A 5,739-nucleotide genomic window follows, 5' to 3' on the forward strand; every position below is an offset into this window, starting at 1 on the left:
ATCCCCTGCTCCACTACACTTTATGCTTTACCCCAACATTTGACAAAGAACCAATTTTTCTATTGACAACATTTCATGAACTCTGCTATTATCTTATACAATATGAAATATGCCTTTAAGTTAGTCCTGTGAGGCTAGCAAGGAGACGGTGGTTAACAAGTAACAAGCCCTTCTTGCGTGCTTTTCATGGCAAGATGGGCTTTTATTATAGCAAAAAATTACAAATACTATCCTTTAAGTTGGCCCTGTGAGGTCTGCAAGGATGTTGCTATCTAGCCTGCTATTTTTAGCATGCATATGTTTTAACTCCTTGCGCTTTCAGCAAGGAGTTTATTTATTGCAAAAATACTTAACTGTTTTGCTCCTGGCAAAGGTTTGACAATCTGATTTCTTTATTTTTGAAGGGAGAGTGTGTGATGACTAAAGTTCAGGTATCGCTTAGGAACAAAGATATTCTTGGTCTTGAAACAATGTCTACAGCCGAAATGGAGCTAATTCTTAATACGGCCAAAGAAATGAAAAATATCATTGATCGGGACATTAAAAAAGCGCCAACATTGCGTGGCAAGTCAATTATTAATCTGTTTTTTGAGAATAGTACGCGGACAAGAACTTCTTTTGAATTGGCAGGCAAGTACCTTGGGGCAGATGTGGTTAACATTTCGACAAGCACAAGCAGTGTTGCTAAAGGTGAAAGTTTGCGTGACACACTTCTTACCATTGAAGCTATGGGTGTTGATGTTATCGTAATGCGCCATGAAGCCGAAGGTTCTGCTCAATTTGCAGCTAATATCGTTACACCGGTGGTCATTAACGCTGGTGACGGTGCACATGAGCATCCAACCCAAGGGCTGTTGGATATGTTTACTATAAAGCAATATAAAGGAACTATTGCCGGACTTAAGGTGGCTATTATTGGCGATATTCTTCACAGCCGCGTGGCACGTTCGAATATATGGGGGCTGCTGAAAATGGGAGCCGAGGTTCATGTCGCCGGACCGCAAACTCTGCTGCCGCGTGACCTCGAGCAGGTTGGTGTCAAGGTGCATCACCGGATTGAGGAGGCGATTGATCAGGCAGATGTCGTAAATGTACTTCGCATTCAGCGTGAGCGGCAGCAAAAGGGCTTATTTCCTTCGCCGCGAGAATATGCCCGCATTTTTGGGGTTAATGCCAAGCGGCTAGCTCTGGCTAAACCAGATGTGCTGCTGATGCATCCAGGCCCGATGAATCGTGGTTTGGAAATTGCTCCTGATGTGGCTTATGGCGAGCAGTCGGCCATACAAGAACAGGTAAAAAACGGACTGGCAGTTAGAATGGCATTATTATTCTTAGTGCTGATGGGAGGGACCAACATTGAAGCTGCTAATTAAAGGTGGACGCATTATCAATCCGGCAGAGCAAATGGATATGATTGGTGATATTTTAGTTGAAAACGGTACGATTGCGGCAATAGGTGCCAATCTTTCGGCTGATGATGCTCAGGTTGTGGATGCGACAGGTTTGGTAGTGGCTCCTGGTCTTGTTGATATGCATGTTCATTTGCGGGAACCAGGACTAGAAGCAAAAGAAGATATTGCCTCAGGAACGCGTGCGGCTGCGGCAGGCGGATTTACTACAGTAGCCTGCATGCCAAATACGTATCCGGTTGTTGATAACTCCATTCTGGTATCTGGATTGATTCGGCGAGGGCAAACAGAAGGTGTAGTCAACCTGAAAGTAATTGGTGCTTTAAGTAAGGGGCTGGAAGGTAAGGAGCTAGCTGAAATCGGTGATATGATTGAAGCTGGTGCGGTGGCCATCTCGGACGATGGTGGTCATCTAGATAGCACCCGGTTGTTGAAAACTGGTCTTGAATATACCGGAATGTTTGGTCGTCCGGTGATTACCCACTCAGAGGATGAAGAGCTTGCCAGAGAGGGCTATATGCATGAAGGTGCCGTATCTGCTATGTTGGGAGTAAAAGGCCGACCGGCTGTTGCTGAAGATATTGCGGTTGCCAGAGATATTATGCTGGCAGAATATACGAATTCACGTATTCATGTTGCTCATGTGAGCACTAAGGGAGCGGTTGAGATTATTCGGCAAGCGAAACGGCGTGGTGTGAAAGTTACGGCTGAAGCAACTCCCCATCATGTAATGCTAACTGATGAAGAATTGAAGACCTTTAATACTGCCTTCAAAGTAAATCCGCCGCTCAGGTCGGCTGATCATGTAGAAGCATTGATTGCCGGCTTGAAAGATGGAACAATAGATGTCATAGCTACTGATCATGCCCCCCATGCTTTTGAAGAAAAAGATGTTGAATTCCGATATGCACCCAGTGGGTTTGCAGGGCTTGAAACTGCACTTGGCGTTGTGCTGACAAGCCTCTATCACACTGGTAAACTCACATTGATGGAAATAATTGATAAGATGTCATATGCCCCGGCAAAGATTCTTGGGCTGGAAAGCGGTGTACTTAAGGTCGGAGCTCCGGCAGATATCACAATCATTGACACTGAATATAAATGGAAAGTTGAATGCATAAATTTTTATACAAAAGCTAAACTTTCTCCATTTAAAGGCAGGAATTTAAAGGGTAAAGCGCTAATTACTATAGTGAACGGTAGTATAATTATGCAAAATGGCGAGGTGCTTAAATGATTGGCAAACTTATATTGGAAGACGGAAGCGTTTTCCAAGGAATGCTTGTCTCCGCAACGACAGCAGTTGGAGAAGTGGTATTTAACACCGGTATGACTGGTTATCAAGAAGTGTTGACAGACCCGTCCTACTGTGGACAAATCGTGACAATGACTTATCCCTTAATCGGCAATTACGGTGTGGCGAATATATTTGAACAAGCCAGACAATCATTTGTTCGTGGCTTTGTCGTCAGTGAACTTTGTCATCAGCCGAGCAATTGGCAAGCTGAAGATTCGTTGGTTACTTATTTAAAAGCACGCAATATTCCTTGCATCTATGATGTCGATACCAGGGCCATTACCAGACGGATACGTGCGCATGGTACCATGAAAGGTGTTATTGTTACGGCTGATACTCCGGAAAGTGAAATTGCCGAGCTATTGGGCAGGCCACTTTGCCGCGATGTCGTCAATGAAGTTACGACCAAAGAAGTTTATCGAATCCCAGGCAATGGACCGCGTATTGCGGTCCTGGATTTTGGCATTAAACGTAATATCCTAAATTCTATGGCTAACAAGGGCTGTGATATTACGGTAATGCCTGCTGATACTTCGGCAGCAGAAATACTGGCTCTTAATCCTGACGGTATCTTTTTATCCAACGGGCCTGGCGATCCCAAAGACGCGCCAGTACATACGGTAAGGGAACTCATTGGTAAGAAGCCGATATTTGGTATATGTCTGGGCCATCAACTCTTAGCCTTAGCGTTAGGTGCAGATACCTATAAATTAAAGTTTGGTCATCGCGGTTCTAACCAGCCAGTTAAAGATTTGGCAACAGGCAGGGTATATATTACATCACAAAATCACGGCTATGCCATTGAAGAAAGTTCACTTGAAACCATTGATGTGACAGTCACTCACCGGGCAGTTAATGATGGAACCATTGAAGGAATGAAGCATAACCGTCTGCCGATATTTTCAGTACAATATCATCCAGAAGCCAAACCCGGTCCAGATGATAGCAGCTACTTGTTCGATGATTTCATGAAGATGATAGCCGAAGAAACCAAGGCAGGGAGGAATTAACGTTGCCCAAAAAAGAAAATTTGCATAAAATTATGGTCATTGGTTCTGGACCTATCGTAATAGGCCAGGCAGCAGAATTTGACTATGCTGGTACACAAGCCTGCCAAACATTGAAGGAAGAAGGTTTTGAGGTGGTGCTGGTAAACAGCAATCCGGCTACGATAATGACGGATGCTAATATTGCTGATTGGGTATATATTGAACCTCTTACACCTGAATATCTGGAAGAAATTATTGCCAAAGAGCGCCCAGATGGCTTGCTGGCTACTCTTGGCGGCCAGGCAGGACTTAACCTGGCAGTTAAATTGGCAGAAAATGGTGTGCTGGAAAAATACCAAGTACAACTTTTAGGGACCCCGCTGGAAGCTATAAAAAAATCGGAAGACAGAGAATTGTTTAAAGCGACCATGCAAGAAATTGGTCAGCCAATTCCTGAAAGCACTATTGTTGAAGATATTGAGAGTGCGCTTACATTTGCGCAAGACATTGGCTATCCGTTAATTGTACGTCCTGCTTATACTCTGGGGGGTACTGGCGGTGGTATAGCCTACAATGATGAAGAACTTATCGACATCGTAAACAAGGGGTTAAAGTATAGTCTGATTGGTCAGGCACTTATTGAACGCAGTGTGGCAGGATGGAAAGAAATTGAATATGAAGTGATTCGTGATGCGGCAGATAATTGTATTACGGTATGTAATATGGAAAACGTCGACCCTGTCGGCATCCATACCGGAGATAGTATTGTGGTAGCGCCATCGCAGACCCTTTCTGACCATGAATATCAGATGCTGAGAAGTGCATCCCTTAAAATCATCCGGGCATTGGGTATTGAAGGTGGATGTAATGTACAGTTTGCACTTGACCCGAAAAGTAGCAAATATATTGTTATTGAAGTAAATCCGCGGGTAAGTCGTTCCAGTGCGTTAGCATCGAAGGCTACGGGTTATCCGATTGCAAAAGTAGCCACTAAAATTGCTATCGGCTACACGTTAGACGAAATTACCAATGCGGTCACAGGAAAAACCAAAGCCTGTTTTGAGCCAGCACTTGACTATGTAGTAGTTAAGTTTCCTCGTTGGCCTTTCGATAAATTCAGTTTTGCCGACCGAATTCTTGGCACGCAAATGAAAGCGACTGGGGAAGTCATGTCTATTGATCGTAATTTTGAAGGAGCCTTATTAAAGGCCGTACGATCCCTAGAGATTGGTCTCAACCATTTGGCGATACCGGAATTTGCCAGTCTCAGCGAACAGGAAATAAAAGAAAAGCTCAAACTTGCTAATGATGAGCGGGTATTTGTTATTGCGGAAGCTATACGTCGCGGTATTACTGTAGCCGAAATTCATGCGATAACCGCAATTGATAAATTCTTCTTAAACAAAATTGAAAACATTGTTACAATGGAAAGAAAAATCAGCCAAGAGTTGTGTCCTGAAGTGCTTCTGCGGGCTAAGAAAATCGGTTTTGCAGATAAAACAATTGCCCAGCTTACCGGCAAAACAGTATACCAAATTCGGGCGATGCGGAAAGAGGCCAACATTCTACCCAGTTATAAAATGGTAGATACTTGTGCAGGTGAGTTTGAAGCTGTTACACCATATTACTACTCGAGCTATGCTCAGGAAGATGAAGTGAAAACCACTGATAAGCGTAAAGTCATGGTACTGGGTTCCGGACCTATCCGTATCGGTCAGGGAATTGAATTTGATTACTGTTCGGTACATTCTGTCTGGGCCCTTAGGGAAATGGGCATAGAGTCAGTGATCGTCAATAATAATCCGGAAACAGTATCAACCGATTTCGATACCTCTGATCGTTTGTACTTCGAACCGCTAACCCCAGAAGATGTCTTGAATATTATTGATAAAGAAAAACCTGATGGCGTCATTGTCCAGTTTGGCGGACAAACGGCTATTAACCTGGCCGGACCGTTGGCAAGAGCCGGTGTCAAAATTTTCGGCACCAGTGTGGAAGGTATCGATAGGGCAGAAGATCGGGAAAGATTTGAAGAACTCTTAGA

Annotated in this window: 4 protein-coding genes; all 4 read left to right on the forward strand. The window is 43.9% G+C overall.

The window, feature by feature from the left end:
• The first annotated feature begins 416 nt into the window (after nucleotides 1-416).
• Entirely contained in the window at nucleotides 417-1,373 is a 957-nt protein-coding gene (locus AC29Z1_RS12490; protein ID WP_488271793.1) for an aspartate carbamoyltransferase catalytic subunit, read from the forward strand.
• Entirely contained in the window at nucleotides 1,357-2,646 is a 1,290-nt protein-coding gene (locus AC29Z1_RS12495) for a dihydroorotase (protein ID WP_488271794.1), read from the forward strand. Before AC29Z1_RS12490 ends, AC29Z1_RS12495 begins: the two co-directional genes overlap by 17 nt.
• Nucleotides 2,643-3,716: a glutamine-hydrolyzing carbamoyl-phosphate synthase small subunit gene (gene carA, locus AC29Z1_RS12500; RefSeq protein WP_488271795.1), complete on the forward strand. Its 1,074-nt coding sequence runs from the start codon at nucleotides 2,643-2,645 to the stop codon at nucleotides 3,714-3,716. Before AC29Z1_RS12495 ends, carA begins: the two co-directional genes overlap by 4 nt.
• Before the next feature lie 2 nt (nucleotides 3,717-3,718).
• Nucleotides 3,719-5,739: carbamoyl-phosphate synthase (glutamine-hydrolyzing) large subunit (carB, locus tag AC29Z1_RS12505; protein ID WP_488271796.1), on the forward strand; the 2,021-nt coding region annotated here is incomplete at its 3' end.

This window comes from Sporomusa sp., from assembly GCF_057736855.1.